Here is a 17,316-nt window from a genome sequence, read left to right as displayed (position 1 = left end):
TACAGCGACTGTCTGTCCACCCTCAATTGTTTCATGACCCTTGGAGCAGGATTCAAGCGGTCCTTTGCATCCCGAGTGCCCAGGCAATTGAACCCTGAGCGGTCTCAAGCATCAGCTTCATGCGTTCGGTTTTAGACAGCGGAGTACGTTCAAGCCACGCCGGGATATTGTTCAGAATAGACACCATGCTTTGAACTGCGGCCTTAAGATTTGGCGAGTACGATCCGGTATCTGAAAGCAATGTCAGAAAGTACTCCTCGTAACGTTGGCGCAGCTGCCGGATCCGCTCCTGATGTTGAGTGCAGAGATTGCGCGATTCATGCTCGGCCACTTGGAAGTACGCCCCTTTTTGCTCATGTAGGGCAATATGTGCCTGCAGCAGCGCATTCAGTTTTGCTGTGGCGCTTCTGTTCTTGCTCAATTGATTCTGTGCATTAACCAGCAGTGTCTCGTAAAGCTCTTCGATCACTTCGAATAGAAGGGTTTCCTTGCTTTCGAAGTGGTGATACAGCGATCCCGCATGGATTCCGAGATGAGCTGCCAAGTCGCGCATGCTCACCTGACCGAAACCTCTGGTGGCGAAAAGCTCTACCGCTTTTTGACGTGCCTGAAGTTGACGTGTCAGGGTAGAAGGCAAGCTTTCGACACTTGCCAAGGACTGCCGCTCAGTCATAGCGGTAAAACCCTTGGCCGACTTTACGACCCAGATGCCGCGCGGCAACCATTTCCTTGAGCAATGGAGCGGGGCGGTACTTGGGGTCGCCGAAGCCATCATGGAACGACTCAAGCACCGCCAGCAACGTATCGAGACCGATCAAGTCGGCCAGTGCCAGCGGGCCGATCGGCTGGTTGCACCCCAGCTTCATGCCGGTGTCGATATCTTCCGCACTGGCCAAGCCTTCCTGCAGTGCGAAGATGGCTTCATTGATCATGGGCACCAGAATGCGATTGACTGCAAAACCTGGGCTGTTTTTCGCCGTAATCGGCGTTTTGCCAATTTCTTTGGCGAAGGCCAACGTATGGGCATGGGTTGCATCGGAGGTTTGCAGGCCGCGAATCAGCTCCACCAGTTCCATCATCGGAACGGGGTTGAAAAAGTGCAGGCCAATAAAACGCTCAGGATGGCTGACCGCTGCCGCCAGTTGAGTAATGGACAGCGATGACGTGTTACTGGCAATGATGCTTGTGGCATCGACCTGCTGGTCGATCTGTTGAAGGATGCGCAACTTCAGCTGGAGGTTTTCGGTGGCGGCTTCGATAATCAGGCTTGCGTCAGACAATGCGGAATAGTCCGTCGTCGTATGGATCCTGGTTAAAGCATTATCCTTCGATTCTTGCGTCAAAGTACCTTTGCGAACCTGGCGATCCAGATTAGTCGCGAGGGTTTTCAGGCCTCGTGCCAATGCCTCATCGCTGACATCCACCAAAGTTACCTGCAGGCCTGCGATAGCGCACACCTGAGCGATACCATTACCCATGGTGCCTGCACCAATCACAGCTATACGTTGCTTATTCATAGAATTTTCCATTGAGTCAATGTCAAACGCGCTCGAAGATCGCAGCGATCCCTTGTCCACCACCAATGCACATCGTCACCAATGCATAGCGCCCCTGGATGCGATGCAGTTCATGAATGGCCTTAGTCGTGATGATGGCGCCGGTGGCGCCCACTGGATGTCCGAGCGAAATGCCAGAGCCATTGGGATTGACCTTTGCCGGATCCAGGTCCAGCTCACGAGTCACAGCACAAGCCTGGGCCGCAAATGCTTCGTTTGATTCGATGACATCCAGATCGGCCACCGTCAAACCGGCGCGTGCCAATGCCTGGCGTGTGGCAGGGATCGGGCCGAGCCCCATCAGTTGAGGGTCGACCCCGGCATGGGCATACGCCACAAGGCGGGCGAGGGGACGTAGGTTGCTGTTCTGGATCGCCGCACCAGTTGCCAGCACCAACGCAGAGGCACCGTCATTCAAGCCTGAGGCGTTGCCCGCAGTGACAGTTCCGTCTTTTCTGAAAGCGGGATTCATTTTTGCCAGCTGTTCTAGAGAGATATTGTTGCGGACATGTTCATCCACCTCAAAGCGCTCGATGCCTTTACGACTAGAAATCTCAACGGGCACGATCTGGCTCAGGAAGTGTCCGTTGGCAATCGCTGCGCCCGCGCGTTGCTGGCTTTGTAGCGCCAGAGCGTCTTGCATTTCTCGGCTGATACCATATCGATCTGCGATATTTTCAGCGGTGATACCCATATGGATGCCGTAGAGAGGGTCATGCAAAATACCGAGCATGTAATCGATGGCTTCAAGATTGCCCTGCCGTCCACCCCAACGTGCTCCGGGCAGTATGTATGGACCGCGACTCATGGATTCGACGCCACCGGCAACGGCGATCTCTGCATCGCCCACTATCAGGGACTGGGCGGCACTAATGATTGCCTGCAGGCCAGAACCGCAGAGACGATTGACATTGAACGCTGGAGTTTCCTGTGGAATGCCTGCATTCAGGGCAGCGACGCGCGACACGTAGGCGTCTTTGGGGTCGGTTGGTATGACGTTACCCATCACCACATGACCGACCTGTTGTGCGTCGCAACCACTGCGCGTCAATGCCGCTTTAACCACCGTGGTTGCCAACTGTGTGAGTGGCACATCCTTGAGTGAACCGCCGAAGGTTCCAATGGGTGTTCTGACTGCGCTGAGAACATAAACATCAGGCGAGGACATGGGGATCTCCGATGGAACTTATGGGGCTTACCAAGTGTGCGCATGCCGGTATTGGAAGTACCGCAGACAAGGGGATAGAGAATCCTTGGATCAACGATCCAAAAAAACTGGCTTTCTCTTTTCGATAAACGCTTGCATGCCTTCCTTCTGATCTTCAGTCGCGAATGTGGAATGAAACAGGCGACGCTCGAAGCGCACACCTTCGGCAAGACTGGTCTCGAATGCGCGATTGACTGCTTCTTTAGCCATCATGTTGATGGGCGCTGACTGCTGACATATACCTGCGGCTATGCTGAGCGTCTCTTCCAGCAGTCGGGCTGCGGGCACCAGTCGGCTCACTAGACCACAACGTTCCGCCTCGTCGGCGTCCATCATGCGTCCGGTCAGAATCATGTCCATGGCCTTGGATTTACCGACAAAACGAGCTAATCGTTGGGTGCCACCGCACCCGGGAATTGTGCCGATGGTAATCTCCGGCTGCCCGAATTTCGCTGTGTCAGCGGCAATGATGAAGTCGCACATCATTGCGAACTCACAACCGCCGCCTAAAGCGTACCCAGCTACTGCAGCGATAGTGGGTTTTCGAAACGCCGCCAAACGGTCCCAGGTTGTGGTGATGAAGTCAGTTTTGTAGACCTCCATGTAAGAAAAATCTTGCATTGACTTGATGTCGGCACCGGCAGCAAAGGCTTTCGCGTTGCCAGTCAAGACAACGGCGCCCACGTTGTCATCAACCTCCAATAAATCAAGAAGGTGACAGAGTTCCTTGGTTAACTCTGGAGACAGTGCGTTGAGTGCTTGCGGACGGTTGAGAGTAATAAGAGCGACTTTTCCGTGCATTTCCAGCAGGAGATTGGTGTAGGTCATTGGGTAGTCTCTTTAATGGAGTTGAGGCTGCACTTTTCAGCTAAACTCTTCAGCGACATCCAGCCCCCATAATCGATCGCTACCGGACAACGACAGTTTGGTCCGCATGGGTCCTGTAGCGGCTACCAATGTAATGTTTGTGAATTTCTGTGTGATCGTCTGAACGGACTAAGTTGGAGATGCCAACGTCAACTCCTGCGGCATGGATGCCTAGGAAATCTCGTCGAGAGGGAAGGGCTTGATGGCTTGATGGCGCTACCGCTTTGAGACTTTCCGATACTCGTTCGGTGACTGTCCAAACCAGCGCCGGAACGCACGCGCGAAGGCTGTAGCATCAGTGTAGCCAAGCTGAAACGCTAGATCCTCCTGCTTCATGTCAGTATTTTCCAACAGTTGCCCAGCGAGTTGTTTACGCTCTGCCTCGACGAGTTTGCGGAAAGTAGTACCTTCCTCTGTCAGCCTGCGATGCAGGCTGCGAGGGGCCATCGCCAGCTGATTCGCAACATCTTCGAGGGCGGCTGCCAGCCCCGTTGCCCCCAAGAGAAGCTGTCGGACCTGGCCGGTGACGCCGTCGACTTGTCGTCTCTCCAGTTGCGCGCGGCACTGCTCTTCCAATAGCCGGACCAGATGTACGTCGTACATTGGCAGAGGCAACTCCGCATCTTGCCTACGCAGAACGATGGCGTTGCGCGAACATCCATAGTGTGGCGCGATGCCGCTGAGTGCTTCGATACGGTCCGCATGCGCTGGCGGCCTGCCTTGAAATTCGAGTCGCAGCACCTGCAATCCCGACAACGCGAGCTCGTCGAACAGACGAATTCCTGTCGCCATGTCTCGTTCCAGCAGGAACTGCCGCAGGTGGTGGGGGATCGCTGAGACGTCGACGCTAGTGCCGTATTCGTGCTGATTGCAGAATATCTCCAATCGGCAGTACGCCGTGCTAAGCGGCAGGTAGCGCAGCGCGCATTGAACGGCCTCGCGCACATTGCGGCTGGTTCGCAGCGCAAAGCCCCAGATGCCGAAAGTCGCAACGTTGTAACGCAGGCCCAGCTCGAAGCCCAGTGCGGGAACGTCCGGCAACGCGAGCATCAGGTTTTCAATCAGGCGCATTTCCTGCGCGCGCGCGATCAGGGCGTCCGCGTCCCGCAGTTGCGCTTCGATGATGCCGGTACCTAGCAGGCAAGTCTGTGCATCGACGCCGTAGCGCGCAGCGAAATTCACCATCACCTGACTGATGGCGACGGGGTGCTTAAAGATCGCGTGCTTTGGTATGCCCATGCCGGAATTTTCTGAAACAACGGTGTGATACGGCCTGGCCAGAAATGCATGGCAAAAGCGCCCCATGTTGTTGGCGCTGACGCCGAATTGACCCAGTTGCCGAGATGTCACTGACCCAGTCTGATTTCTCGAAAAACATTGCCTGCGCAGGGTTTGTGCCGATTTGGAGGTGGGGCAGTCTTGCGTCAGCACGTGGGTCAATTCGGCATCGGCCTCAACAGAACGCCTACGTTCGGGTAAGGATATTTTCCCGGAGTGTTGCGGCGGTGAAATTTACGTGATAATTTTTCATGAAATTATAAATAAATAATTTCATGAGGTGTTCATGTTTCAGCAGTCCACGCAACACGTCTCCAGCTATTACGCCTACAGTTGCGCTGATCGCCTGTTGGATCGTGCTGCGCTGGAGGGTGAACACAACACTGAGGTGCTGATCATCGGTGCCGGGCTCAGTGGCCTGCATACGGCCTTGCGCCTGGCCTTGGCTGGCAAGCGTGTGACATTGCTGGAAGCCAGCCGGGTTGCCTGGGCAGCTTCCGGGCGCAATGGTGGTCAGGCGACTCTCGGGTGGTCCTCTGATATGCCGCCGCTGGAGGCAGCACAGGGCTATGAACGAGCACGGCGGCTGTGGGACAGCATGCGCTGGGCTGCGCAGGAGTTGCGTGAGTTACCCGCGCGCCATGACTTCGATTGCGATTACCGCGCCGGCCACCTGTGGACTTCGGCGATGGCGTGTCGGGTAAGTATCCTGACCGAATGGCAGCGCGAGGCCAGCCACAAGTGGGGGCACGACGGCTTGCGTTTTATTCCGCGCGCAGAGTTGCCGCAATGGGTCGCCAGCGAGCGTTATCAGGCGGGCCTGTTCGACCCCGAAGGCGGGCATCTGAATCCGCTGAAGTTGGCGCTCGGCCTGGCTGCCGCCATCGAGCGCGCCGGCGGGCACATCCATGAGCAGAGCAAAGCGTTGAGCTATCGTGAAGAAGGTGGTCAGTACATCGTGACCACCGAGCGCGGACGCATCTGTGCAGATGTGCTGGTGCTGGCCTGCAATGCCTATCTCGATCAACTCGATCCGCAGTTATCCCGCCATGTACTGCCGGTTGGCACCTTTCAGGTGGCCACCGCGCCGCTGACAGCGGAGCAGGCCACAGCGCTGCTGCCGAGTAATGTCTGCGTCACTGATAACCAGTTCGTCCTCGACTATTTCCGGCGCACACCGGATAACCGCCTGCTGTTCGGTGGTGGCTGCACCTATCTGGGAGGGATGCCGAAGGACATCGCCGCAGCGACCCGACCTTATCTGCAGCGGGTCTTCCCGCAGCTTAAGGACGTCGAGTTGGAGTTTGCCTGGGGAGGGCATATCGACCTCACTCTCAAGCGCACCCCCGACACCGGCCGGCATGGTGACCTCTACTGGCTACAGGGCTACTCCGGACACGGTGTACTTCCGACGTTGGCCGGAGCCCGTGCGGTGTCCGACGCGATTCTCGGTCAGCCAGATGAGCTGGCCTTGTACCAAGGTTTGAGCAACAGCGGGTTCCCCGGCGGCAAACACCTGGCCGCCCCGCTGGAAGCCATCGGCAAGGCCTGGTATCGACTGCGCGACAGCATTTGATGAGCCATCTTTTGGAGCTCCTGGCATGAACAAGCAAGAAGAAATCGCTGCCTTGGCGATCCTCATTCAGGACCTGCGCAAGCACAAGAAATACACCCTGACGGAGCTGGCGGACAAAATAGGCCGTTCCGTCGGCTTTCTCTCGCAAGTCGAACGTGGCTTGTCACGGCCCACCGTGGCGGATTTGACGGCGATCAGCGAAACCTTCGGGGTGCCGACCACCTATTTTTACAATTTGCCAAAACCTAAGGAGTTGCCTTGGGTTACTCGGCCGGATGAGCGGCGCACGCTGTATTTCGCCAACGGAATTACCGACATTCTGGTTTCGCCGAGTATGTCGGCCGCCTTCTCCATGCTTGAAAGCCGGCTGGAGGCGGGTGCCCACAGTGGCGAGCGGCACTTGAGCGACAGCTCCGAGCAAGCCGGTTATGTCCTGGAAGGGGAGTTGACGCTGTGGCTCGATGACGATGAGCCCGTCACCTTGTATCCCGGCGACAGCTTCCAGTTGGCCAGCCGTGCCCATTGTCGCTACGGCAACCTCACTGAACATCCTGCCCGGGTCCTCTGGGTTTACACCTGATTGCCTAACAAGAGCGCAAAGGAAAAACAATAATGGATACTCACTGCTTTGACCTGCTGGCCGAGGTTCGTGCTTTTCGCCAGAGCTACCCTCAGGTGCGTTACGTCGACCTGATTTCCCTGGATATTCCCGGACACTTTTATGGCAAGCGCTACCCGGTAGAAATGCTCGAGAAGGTGGCCGCCGGTAGTGCCCTCAAGCTGCCGCAGAACTGCGTGCTACTAGGTGTCCAGGGTGGACTGTTCAAGATTGGCGACTACTGCTTTAACGATGGCGACCCGGATGCCCGTCGCCGTCTGGTGCCCGGCACACTCAAGCCCGTGAGCTGGGAAGCACAACCGCTGGGGCAGATGTTGATTACCTCGGATGGCACTGAGGCGCCTATCGTTTTCGAACCGCGGGAAGTCTTGGCGCAGGTCCTGGATCGCCTGCGCCGCAAAGGCATTCACCCGGTGGTGGCGTTCGAGCTGGAGTTCTATCTGTTCGATAAGCAGCTGCGCGATGGACAGCCACAGTTCCCCCGCGATCTGCTGACGGACGATGCGGATGATCAGCCGAATATGCACATCGAACGACTCTCGCGCTTTTCTCCGGTGCTCGATGAAATGGTCGAGGTAGCGCGGGCCCAAGGCATCGATACCACGGTGATCACTGCCGAACTCGGGCCGGGTCAATTCGAGATCAATTTTGGTCACCTCGATGACGGTCTGCGTGCCGCCGACTGGGCAGCACTGTTTTGCCGCAGCACTCGCGGTGTCGCCCTCAAGCACGGTTACCGCGCCAGCTTCATGGCCAAACCGTACTTGCAGCACCCGGGCAGCGGCATGCACGTGCATGTCAGCCTCTACGACGCGGCGGGTAACAACCTGCTGGTAGCAAACCAACAGCAGGTGCTGCGGCATGCGGTGGCCGGTTGCCTGGAGCTGCTACCGCATTGCATGCCGATCTTCGCACCGAACCAAAACTCCTTTCGCCGTTTGGGCGGCACAGTGAACGCCGCGGCGCGGGCCAGCTGGGGTTTTGAGGATCGCGATGCCTGTGTGCGGATTCCCGAGTCCGACCCGGAGAACCTGCGAATCGAATATCGTCTGGCCAGCGCCGATGCCAATCCTTATTTAGTCCTGGCTGCGATCCTGGTCGCTCTGGAGAACGGCCTGGCCACCGGCCATGAGCCGATCGCGCCGCTCAACGAAGACCGCAGCAGCGGCATCGACTTCCCGCTGGAAATACTGGAAGCGGTGCGTGCCATGCAGCACGAGCCACGGATACGCGAGGGGCTGGGCGCGGAGTTTGTTGATGTCTACTGCGAAAACAAGCGCCAGGACCATCTGGCCTTTATGCAAGAGATCGGTGCGCGCGAATACCGCTGGTATCTGTAAGTGGCCGCTCGCTGTTCCCGCGCGTTGGCGTGGTTGGGGATAGCAAACCCTCTCCGGATTTTTTGGATACAACAGTAGGAATCAACTATGAGCAAGCAAGCTAGCAACCCGCAGACACTCGAGTGGCAAACACTGAGCAATGATCACCACTTGGCGCCCTTCAGCGATAACAAACAGCTGAAGGAGAAGGGCCCGCGGATTATTACCAAGGCCGACGGGGTCTATATCTGGGACAGCGAGGGCAATAAGATCCTCGACGGTATGGCCGGGCTCTGGTGTGTGGCGGTGGGCTATGGTCGTGACGAGTTGGTGCAGGCCGCCAGCAAGCAGATGAAACAGCTGCCCTTCTACAACACCTTCTTCATGACTGCGCACCCACCGGTGCTGGAACTGGCCAAAGCGATTGCCGATATCGCGCCAGTCGGCATGAACCATGTGTTCTTCACTGGCTCCGGTTCGGAAGGCAACGACACCATGCTGCGCATGGTTCGTCACTACTGGGCGATCAAAGGCCAGCCGCAGAAGAAAGTGATCATCGGCCGCATCAACGGCTATCACGGCTCGACCGTAGCAGGCGCCAGCCTTGGCGGGATGCAAGGCATGCACAACCAGGGAGGCTTGATCCCCGATATCGTGCACATCCCGCAGCCCTATTGGTTCGGCGAAGGCAGCGACATGACGCCGGACGAGTTCGGCGTCTGGGCTGCCGAGCAGCTGGAGAAGAAAATCCTCGAAGTGGGTGTAGACAAGGTCGCGGCTTTCATCGCAGAGCCGATTCAGGGGGCCGGTGGCGTGATCATTCCACCAGACACCTACTGGCCGAAGATCCGCGAGATCCTTGCCAGGTACGACATCCTGTTCGTTGCCGACGAAGTGATCTGTGGCTTCGGCCGCACCGGCGAATGGTTCGGCAGTAACTACTTTGGTAACAAGCCAGACATGATGACTATCGCCAAGGGCCTGACCTCCGGCTACATCCCCATGGGCGGATTGATCGTCAGCGACAAGATCGTCGACGTGCTCAACGAGGGTGGCGATTTCAACCACGGTTTCACTTACTCCGGGCACCCCGTGGCGGCGGCGGTGGCGCTGGAAAACATTCGCATCCTGCGCGAAGAAAAGATAATCGAACGCGTGCGTGAAGAAACAGCACCTTATTTGCAGCAACGTTTGCGTGAGTTGGCGGATCATCCGCTGGTGGGCGAGGTCCGTGGCGTCGGCATGCTCGGTGCGATCGAGCTGGTGAAGAACAAGCAGACTCGCGAGCGTTTCGAGGGTAAGGGCGTTGGCATGATTTGCCGCGGTCATTGTTTCGACAACGGTCTGATCATGCGCGCCGTCGGCGACACCATGATCATTTCGCCACCGCTGGTGATCAGCAAGGTCGAAATCGACGAGCTGGTGACCAAGGTGCGTAAGTGCCTGGATCTCACTGCTACTGAGATCCTCGGTTCAGCTGAGCGTTAGACATTTAGCTCCGGCCGAGCCATTTGTCTCGAAAAAGAGATTGGCTCACTCGCCACCGGATAAGCAGGTTGACCTGTTCGTCCTTGACCGTAATATGTTGAACGTGCATGAAGTGCGACTGGCCGACACCAAGGTGCTCACGAGCTGTTTTTCCGGATGCGTAAGCTACAGACTCTCGTCTCTCTAACGTATGCCTGACCTGTGCCCCTTTGGGCATGGGAAGGGCGAAGCCTTGTCTGCCAATATTAAGAAGGATCCGACACATGCATAGCTCCACCGCGAGGGCGGTCTGCCGGACAGGGGGACCAGGCGAGACCAATTGGCCTCGACCAGAAGAGATTGAGCATGGTCAAAAGCGAAGGATCTGCCGTGGACGCCAGCATCATCAAAGCGGATGCGAGTCGGCAGCGCGGTTTACCGTGAGAAGAACAGGTCAACTGGAGCGATCCGTCCCTGAGCTCTCGCGCCGTGCATGAGTACCTTGAGGCACTGGATGAAGAGGCCCTGACCGAAACGCTACCGAAGCGCCTATCGCAGACAGATCCTCAAGCCCGCGGGACCGCCATTCCGGGCGGCCCAGCATTTCGCCTACTCTACGAACTACCTGATCGATACCGAGCACGGTGTCATCGTGGATGTGGAACCCACACCTGCTCATCGAACGGCTGAGTCGAAAGTACCAAGACCATGGTTGAGCGTGTCGAAGAGCAATTCGATATTAATCCAGAGCACCTCATCGGCGACATCACCTATGGTACGGCGTCGATGCTGGAGGAAAAAAACATCGAGCAGCATGTACTGGTGTGGGACAAAACCGAGCGCAACAACGGCAGTCTCTCGAGCAATAACTTCCACTGGAATGAAGAGGCTGAGGAATACCGCTGCCCAATTGGCAATGCTTTGTGCAGCACATGGCGAGCCTTCAAAAAACTGCGTTCGCACGTCACCAAAGCCAACACCCTCATCTTACGATCCAGGCAATGCGCTCTGGCCATACGGTTGCAGCGCGGCGTTGTGCTACGGCATTGATAGCCACGCAGTGCTGTCCCGCAGGAACATGGGTAAGGGGGGCTGCGGGGAGGGCTGCGCGCAGTAAGAGGTTTGCAGGCGTCGTCAATGCTTCAGCTAGAGTGGGCGGGTATGCTCGCTTTAGCCGCCCCGTTCAACCCCAAACTCACGCGGCACTGCCCATTCCTTGCACCAGCATTATCTCGGCGATGATCGGTACCGGCGTCATCAGGTGAGTGCGCATCATGGTGCTGGCCCGTGGCGCATCGCGCGCCAGAATAGCTTCAACCAGCGCAGCATGTTCCTTGCGCTTCAACGCCAGGGCTTCTTCGGAGAAAACCGTCTGTGTCAGCCAAAGGTGGCGGTAGCGTTCGGCCTGATCAAATAGATAGCCACGTGCCTGTAACAGGTGTTTTGAACCACAACCGGTGGCAATAGCCGTGTGGAAGGCCTTGTGCCGTTCGTCCCAGACATCCAAGACCTGCTCTCGGGTTTTGACATCCATAACTTTCGAGAGGGTATGGGACTGGGCCAGGATCTGCGCCTCCCAAGCGTCGTCACCGCGCTCAATGGCCAAGCCTACTATCATCGCCTCGAGGTTGGCGCGGGCATCGTAGATGTCCTGCATTTCTTTCAACGACATGGGCGCGACCCGGTAGCCCTTCTGGCTGATCACCACCACCAGATGTTCGGCCACCAATTGCGAAAGCGCCTCTCGCAGCGGGCCAACCCCCAAGTCATAACGCTCCTTGAGCCCGCTCATGAGGAGCTTCTCTCCGGGCTTGAAGACCCCGCGAATGATGTCCTGTTTGAGTCGCTCATACCCGCTGAATGCAGAGTTCTGCTTGGGGGTGAGGCTATCCAAAGGTACTGCTCCTGAAAACGACAAGGTCCAATCATACCTAAACATCTGTCATACGAAAAACATAAGACGGAATGGTATTTTGTCGATGATTAATAAAAATGTAGACATTTAAAATTTATGGCGATATTTTTGCTCTGAGCCTGATCCGGATCAATGCTGGAGGGGCCAATCCCTACCTTCTGCCCAGGAACTGCCATGAACGCCTTTACGCAAATTCAGGACCTTGTGATGCCACTGCCATCGGAGTGCAAGGGTTTCACTCTCACCCCTTCCAGCCAGTCACCGCGCCTGCTTGAGCTGAAATTTGCCAAGCAAACCATCGACGCGTTCATCAAGGCGGTGACGCAATGGCCGGTCCAGGCGCTGGAGTACAAATCGTTCCTGCGCTTCCGGGTTGGCCAGATCCTTGACGAGCTGTGCGAAGGCACCCTGCGCCCGGTGTTGATCAACACCATTCTCGACCGCGCCACCGGCGGCATGCTGATCACGCCGGAGGGGTTGAACGAAGTGTCCCAGGCCGATGACATGGTCAAGTTTTCCTCGGCCGTCGCGCACTTGATCGGTCGCTCCAACTTCGATGCCATGAGCGGCCAGTTCTACGCGCGCTTTGCAGTGGTCAACACCGACAACTCCGACAGCTACCTGCGCCAGCCACACCGGGTCATGGAACTGCACAACGACGGCACCTTCGTTCAGGAACGTACCGACTACGTGCTGATGATGAAGATCGACGAGCAGAACATGGAAGGCGGCAACACCCTGCTGCTGCACCTGGACGACTGGGAAGACCTGAACCACTACTACACGCACCCGCTGGCCCGCCGTGAAATGCGCTTCACTGCGCCACCGAGTAAGAATGTGCGTGAAGACGTGTTCCACGCCGTGTTCGACAACGACGCCGAAGGCCGCCCGACCATGCGCTACATCGACCAGTTCGTGCAGCCCAAGGACTTCGAGGAAGGCATTTGGCTGACCGCCATGAGCGAATCCCTGGAAGGCAGTCAGGAGAAGGTTTCGGTACCGGTGCCGGTCGGAAGCTTCGTGCTGGTCAACAACATGTTCTGGCTGCACGGCCGTGACCGCTTCACCGCCCACCCGGGCCTGCGTCGTGAGCTGATGCGTCAGCGCGGCTACATCAGCTACCAAAAAACCATGTACCAGCGCGGCCAGTAAGGTTTGGCAAACGCTGAAGTGACGAGGGCCACCTCATGTGGCCCTTATCGCGCTTCCAACAAAAACGTAATACAGGTGGGTGCAAGCTAATGGCTGCGTACGACTTCATCATCATCGGTGGCGGCATTGTGGGTATGTCCACGGCCATGCAACTGGCCCAGGTTTACCCGGACGCCAAAATCCTCCTGCTGGAGAAAGAGTCCGGCCCGGCCAAGCACCAGACCGGCCACAACAGTGGCGTAATCCATGCCGGCGTCTACTACACCCCGGGCAGCCTGAAGGCGCGCTTCTGCCTGGAGGGCAACAAGGCCACCAAGGCCTTCTGCGACAAGCACGGCATCCGTTACGACGAGTGCGGCAAGCTGCTGGTGGCCACCAATGAGCTGGAAATGCAGCGCATGAGCGCGTTGTGGGACCGCACCGAAGCCAATGGGCTGAGGCGTGGATGGCTGTCGGCCGCCGAACTGCGCGAGCGCGAGCCGAACATCGTCGGCCTGGGCGGTATCTTTGTGCCGTCGAGCGGCATCGTGAACTACGCCGAAGTCACCGCGGCCATGGGCCGAGAATTCGAAGCCGCCGGTGGTGAGATCCGCTACAACAGCGAAGTGGTCGCCATCGACGAGCGTCCCGATGAAGTCGTGGTCCGCACCGACACGCTGGAGCACCACGGGCGCTTCCTGATCACCTGCTCGGGCCTGATGGCTGACCGCGTGGTGCGCATGCTCGGGATCAAGCCCAACTTCATCATCTGCCCGTTCCGCGGCGAGTATTACCTGCTGCCCAAACAGCATAATCAGATCGTCAACCACCTGATCTATCCGATCCCTGATCCGTCCATGCCATTTCTCGGCGTGCACCTGACCCGCATGATCGACGGCACCGTCACTGTCGGCCCCAACGCGGTGCTGGCCATGAAGCGCGAAGGCTATCTCAAGACCGATTTCTCGCTGTCGGACATGTTCGAAACCCTGACCACCCCGGGCATTCTCAAGGTGCTGATGAAGAACCTGCGTCCCGGCCTGATCGAGATGAAAAACTCACTGTTCAAGGGTGGCTATCTGAAGGAAGTACAGAAGTACTGCCCGAGCATCAACAAGAGCGACCTGACCGCCTACCCGGCCGGTGTGCGCGCCCAGGCGGTCTCGCTGGACGGCAAGTTGATCGATGACTTCCTGTTCGTCAATACCGCCCGTAGCGTCAGCGTCTGCAACGCCCCGTCGCCCGCAGCGACCTCTGCCATCCCGATCGGCGCATACATCGTCGACAAGGTTCGCGAGCAGCTCGCCAGCACAGGCGTCAGTTTTGTCACATCCGCCAACTCCACTCGGACCACCCCGCTGGCGGCCTCCGTCGCAACCCGCTAACGAGGAATTTCGCGTGCAACTCAACGATCCGAAACTGTTCCGCCAGCAAGCCTATATCGACGGTGTCTGGGTCGATGCCGACAATGGCCAGACGCTCAAGGTCAACAACCCGGCCACCGGTGAAATCATCGGTAGCGTGCCGAAGATGGGCACGACCGAAACCCGTCGGGCCATCGAAGCCGCCGACAAGGCGCTACCGGCCTGGCGTGCCCTGACCGCCAAGGAGCGCGCCAACAAACTGCGCAAGTGGTTCGATCTGATGATGGCCAACCAGGAAGACCTGGCCCGCCTGATGACCCTCGAACAAGGCAAGCCGCTGACCGAGTCCCGCGGTGAAATCGCTTACGCCGCCTCCTTTCTCGAGTGGTTCGGCGAAGAGGCTAAGCGCGTGTATGGCGACATGATCCCTGGCCACCAGGTCGACAAGCGCCTGATGGTGCTCAAGCAACCGATCGGTGTCACCGCCGCCATCACTCCGTGGAACTTCCCTTCGGCGATGATCACCCGCAAGGCCGGTCCGGCCCTGGCCGCCGGCTGCACCATGGTCCTCAAGCCGGCCTCGCAAACGCCTTACTCGGCCCTGGCCTTGGCGGAGCTGGCCGAGCGCGCCGGCATTCCGAAAGGTGTGTTCAGCGTGGTCACCGGCAGTGCCGGCGAAGTCGGCAGCGAGCTGACCGGTAACCCGCTCGTGCGCAAGCTGACCTTCACCGGCTCCACCGAAATCGGCCGTCAGTTGATGGTCGAGTGCGCCAAGGACATCAAGAAGGTCTCGTTGGAACTGGGTGGCAATGCCCCCTTCATCGTGTTCGATGACGCCGACCTGGACGCCGCCGTCGAGGGCGCGCTGGTCTCCAAGTACCGTAACAATGGCCAGACCTGCGTCTGTGCCAATCGCCTGTATATCCAGGATGGTGTCTACGATGCCTTCGTCGAAAAACTCACCGCGGCCGTGGCCAAGTTGAACATTGGTAATGGCCTGGAACACGGCATCACCACCGGCCCCCTGATCGACGCCAAAGCCATGGCCAAGGTCCAGGAGCACATCGACGATGCCGTGAGCAAAGGCGCTCGCGTGGTTGCCGGCGGCAAGCCGCATGCCTTGGGCGGGACCTTCTTCGAGCCGACTGTGCTGGTTGATGTACCGCGCAACGCCGCCGTTGCCAAGGAAGAAACTTTCGGCCCGCTGGCACCGCTGTTCCGCTTCAAGGATGAAACCGATGTGATCGCCATGGCCAACGATACCGAATTCGGCCTGGCGTCCTATTTCTATGCCCGCGACCTGAGCCGTGTGTTCCGTGTGGGCGAAGCGCTGGAGTACGGCATTGTCGGCGTCAACACCGGGATCATCTCCAACGAAGTGGCGCCGTTCGGTGGTATCAAGGCCTCGGGTCTGGGCCGTGAAGGCTCCAAGTACGGCATTGAGGACTATTTGGAAATCAAATACCTCTGTATCGGCGTGTGATCACGACGGACATTCATCAAGCGTCAAGAGGGGTGGAAATGAACATCCACCAAAGCCTGTAACAACGCCATATGGCCGCCATTTCCCGGAGTTCCTTAACATGAATCACTCGTATCTTTCTCTCGCCGAAAAGGATGTTCAGCATCAACTGCACCCCTACACGGATGCGCGTCTGCACCAGGAAGTAGGCCCGCTGATCATCGAGCGTGGCGAGGGCATTTACGTCTATGACAACCAGGGCAAGCGTTATCTAGAAGCGATGTCGGGTCTTTGGAGTGTGGCGCTCGGTTTCAGTAATGAGCGCCTGATCAAGGCGGCAGAGCAACAGCTACGTAAACTGCCCTTTTATCACCTCTTCAGTCACAAGGCTCACACGCCCAGTATCGAATTGGCCGAGAAGTTGATCGAAATCGCCCCGGTGCCGATGAGCAAGGTCTTCTTCACTAACTCAGGCTCTGAAGCCAACGACACCGTCGTCAAGATGATCTGGTATCGCAATAATGCCATTGGTAAGCCTGGCAAAAAGAAGTTCATCAGCCGTCACAATGCGTATCACGGCATTACTGCTGTCAGCGCCAGTCTGACCGGGCTGCAGGCGAACCAGCGTGGCTTTGATGTACCGCTGCCTGGCTTCTTTCACGTCGCCTGTCCGCACCACTATCGCAATGCCAAACCTGGCGAGACCGATGAACAATTTGCTGATCGCCTGGCAACCGAACTCGAAAATGTCATCCTCCGGGAGGGCCCGGAAACCGTAGCTGCTTTTTACGGCGAACCGCTGATGGGGGCGGGCGGCGTGATCGTGCCTCCGCGCACATATTGGGACAAGGTTCAAGCGGTGTGCCGCAAATATGATGTGCTGGTCGTCGCGGATGAAGTCATTTGTGGCTTTGGTCGTACCGGCAAGATGTTTGGCTGCGAAACCTTCGGCATCAAGCCGGATGTCATGGTGGTTTCCAAGCAATTATCTTCTTCGTATCAACCGATCGCGGCAGTCCTGATCAACGATAAGGTCTTCGAGGGGATCGCCGATCAGAGCCACACCTTCGGTACTCTGGGCCATGGGTTCACCGGCAGCGGCCACCCGGTTGCGACCGCAGTTGCGCTGGAAAACATAAAGATCATCCAAGAAGATCGGCTTGTCGAGCATGCCTGCGAGTTGGGCGAACAACTTCAAGCCGGACTGGCTCAATTTACTGATCATCCGTTGGTAGGGGAGGTCAGGGGCTGTGGGCTGATCGCCGCTGTGGAGCTCGTTGCGGATCGTCGGACAAAGGAGCCGCTGGATACGGTTGGGAAGCTGGGGCGCTACCTGGCGGGACGTGCGCAGGAGTACGGCATGATCACAAGGGCGATGGGAGATTCGATCGCATTCTGCCCGCCGTTGATTTCCACGAAAGAAGAAATACAGCTCGTGGTTGATATTTTCAGCCGTGCACTCGACGACACAGACCGCTGGTTTGGCCTGGGTGTCAACCAAAGCATGTGGCATCAGTGGGAGGGCTACACGCACAACTCCTGATAGCGTCACTCG

Annotated in this window: 14 protein-coding genes and 1 pseudogene; 9 read left to right on the top strand and 6 right to left on the bottom strand. The window is 57.7% G+C overall.

Annotated elements, in window-relative coordinates:
- Nucleotides 1–52: 52 nt before the first annotated feature.
- From ACM6IR_RS07020 to ACM6IR_RS07000, 5 genes are all read right to left on the bottom strand, one after another.
- A complete protein-coding gene (locus ACM6IR_RS07020; protein ID WP_414907021.1) occupies nucleotides 53–673 on the bottom strand; it encodes a TetR/AcrR family transcriptional regulator in 621 nt (206 codons plus the stop codon).
- The gene (locus ACM6IR_RS07015) at nucleotides 666–1,517 is read right to left on the bottom strand and encodes a 3-hydroxybutyryl-CoA dehydrogenase (protein ID WP_414907020.1); all 852 of its coding nucleotides are present in this window, start codon (nucleotides 1,515–1,517) and stop codon (nucleotides 666–668) included. Before ACM6IR_RS07015 ends, ACM6IR_RS07020 begins: the two co-directional genes overlap by 8 nt.
- Before the next feature lie 22 nt (nucleotides 1,518–1,539).
- Complete coding sequence (locus tag ACM6IR_RS07010) at nucleotides 1,540–2,724, bottom strand: acetyl-CoA C-acyltransferase family protein (protein WP_414907019.1); 1,185 nt, start codon at nucleotides 2,722–2,724, stop codon at nucleotides 1,540–1,542.
- A gap of 90 nt (nucleotides 2,725–2,814) precedes the next feature.
- Nucleotides 2,815–3,591 (bottom strand): enoyl-CoA hydratase, encoded by a 777-nt coding sequence (locus ACM6IR_RS07005; protein WP_414907018.1) that lies wholly within the window; start codon nucleotides 3,589–3,591, stop codon nucleotides 2,815–2,817.
- A gap of 255 nt (nucleotides 3,592–3,846) precedes the next feature.
- Nucleotides 3,847–5,061, bottom strand: a complete 1,215-nt coding sequence (locus ACM6IR_RS07000) for an AraC family transcriptional regulator (protein ID WP_414907299.1) — start codon at nucleotides 5,059–5,061, stop codon at nucleotides 3,847–3,849.
- 133 nt (nucleotides 5,062–5,194) lie between these two features.
- Between ACM6IR_RS07000 and ACM6IR_RS06995 the strand changes: the two genes are divergently transcribed.
- The 5 genes and pseudogenes from ACM6IR_RS06995 to ACM6IR_RS06975 all read left to right on the top strand — a co-directional run.
- Nucleotides 5,195–6,484: an NAD(P)/FAD-dependent oxidoreductase gene (locus ACM6IR_RS06995; protein ID WP_414907017.1), complete on the top strand. Its 1,290-nt coding sequence runs from the start codon at nucleotides 5,195–5,197 to the stop codon at nucleotides 6,482–6,484.
- Between the two features lie 25 nt (nucleotides 6,485–6,509).
- Nucleotides 6,510–7,064 carry a helix-turn-helix domain-containing protein gene (locus ACM6IR_RS06990; RefSeq protein ID WP_414907016.1) on the top strand — a complete coding sequence of 185 codons (555 nt, stop codon included), beginning with the start codon at nucleotides 6,510–6,512 and terminating at the stop codon, nucleotides 7,062–7,064.
- Between the two features lie 32 nt (nucleotides 7,065–7,096).
- Nucleotides 7,097–8,443 carry a glutamine synthetase family protein gene (locus ACM6IR_RS06985; protein ID WP_414907015.1) on the top strand — a complete coding sequence of 449 codons (1,347 nt, stop codon included), beginning with the start codon at nucleotides 7,097–7,099 and terminating at the stop codon, nucleotides 8,441–8,443.
- 87 nt (nucleotides 8,444–8,530) lie between these two features.
- Complete coding sequence (locus tag ACM6IR_RS06980; RefSeq protein WP_414907014.1) at nucleotides 8,531–9,910, top strand: aspartate aminotransferase family protein; 1,380 nt, start codon at nucleotides 8,531–8,533, stop codon at nucleotides 9,908–9,910.
- 345 nt (nucleotides 9,911–10,255) lie between these two features.
- Nucleotides 10,256–10,891, top strand: a pseudogene (locus tag ACM6IR_RS06975) (IS5/IS1182 family transposase); the annotation flags it as partial.
- Between the two features lie 193 nt (nucleotides 10,892–11,084).
- Here ACM6IR_RS06975 and csiR read toward each other — a convergent pair.
- Nucleotides 11,085–11,783 carry a DNA-binding transcriptional regulator CsiR gene (csiR, locus tag ACM6IR_RS06970; protein ID WP_223531903.1) on the bottom strand — a complete coding sequence of 233 codons (699 nt, stop codon included), beginning with the start codon at nucleotides 11,781–11,783 and terminating at the stop codon, nucleotides 11,085–11,087.
- A gap of 195 nt (nucleotides 11,784–11,978) precedes the next feature.
- Here csiR and glaH point away from each other — a divergent pair, with 195 nt between their 5' ends.
- The 4 genes from glaH to ACM6IR_RS06950 all read left to right on the top strand — a co-directional run bounded on the left by glaH (nucleotide 11,979) and on the right by ACM6IR_RS06950 (nucleotide 17,304).
- On the top strand, nucleotides 11,979–12,956 hold the full coding sequence (gene glaH, locus ACM6IR_RS06965; protein ID WP_414907013.1) for a glutarate dioxygenase GlaH: 978 nt from the start codon (nucleotides 11,979–11,981) through the stop codon (nucleotides 12,954–12,956).
- An 89-nt stretch (nucleotides 12,957–13,045) separates the two neighbouring features.
- The gene (lhgO, locus tag ACM6IR_RS06960) at nucleotides 13,046–14,320 is read left to right on the top strand and encodes an L-2-hydroxyglutarate oxidase (RefSeq protein WP_414907012.1); all 1,275 of its coding nucleotides are present in this window, start codon (nucleotides 13,046–13,048) and stop codon (nucleotides 14,318–14,320) included.
- Between the two features lie 13 nt (nucleotides 14,321–14,333).
- Nucleotides 14,334–15,782 (top strand): NADP-dependent succinate-semialdehyde dehydrogenase, encoded by a 1,449-nt coding sequence (gene gabD, locus ACM6IR_RS06955; protein WP_414907011.1) that lies wholly within the window; start codon nucleotides 14,334–14,336, stop codon nucleotides 15,780–15,782.
- Nucleotides 15,783–15,882: 100 nt separating this feature from the next.
- A complete protein-coding gene (locus ACM6IR_RS06950; protein ID WP_414907010.1) occupies nucleotides 15,883–17,304 on the top strand; it encodes an aspartate aminotransferase family protein in 1,422 nt (473 codons plus the stop codon).
- Nucleotides 17,305–17,316 lie beyond the last annotated feature (12 nt).

The organism is Pseudomonas sp. IT-P253 (genome assembly GCF_949768125.1).
GTDB lineage: Bacteria > Pseudomonadota > Gammaproteobacteria > Pseudomonadales > Pseudomonadaceae > Aquipseudomonas.
This window is presented reverse-complemented; position numbering and strand designations above follow the sequence as displayed.